Origin of the sequence: Pseudomonas sp. SIMBA_068 (genome assembly GCF_046534705.1) — a bacterium.
Classification (GTDB): domain Bacteria; phylum Pseudomonadota; class Gammaproteobacteria; order Pseudomonadales; family Pseudomonadaceae; genus Aquipseudomonas; species Aquipseudomonas putida.
Genome location: NZ_JAWRYI010001343.1, coordinates 1 through 245 on the forward strand (window position 1 = coordinate 1; position 245 = coordinate 245).

Here is a 245-nt window from a genome sequence, read left to right on the forward strand (position 1 = left end):
CGCTACCTGGTTTTGAAGACGGATGGGTTACCGTTCAGGATGCATCAGCACAAGGTTGCATGACCTGGCTTGCGCCACAAAACGGTGAACACATTTTGGATCTTTGTGCCGCCCCCGGCGGTAAAACAACGCATATCCTTGAGGTGGCACCAGAAGCGCAGGTTGTTGCGGTTGATATCGACGAACAGCGCCTCTCTCGGGTTTACGACAATTTAAAACGCCTTCATACCAAGGCGTTTTAAATT

The 245-nt window shown here is 50.6% G+C and carries 1 protein-coding gene; it reads left to right on the plus strand.

Features of this window, described 5'->3' with window-relative positions; translation table 11 throughout:
• The coding region (locus SB756_RS33970; RefSeq protein WP_410913747.1) for an SAM-dependent methyltransferase at positions 1-242 on the plus strand (242 nt) is incomplete at its 5' end.
• Positions 243-245 lie beyond the last annotated feature (3 nt).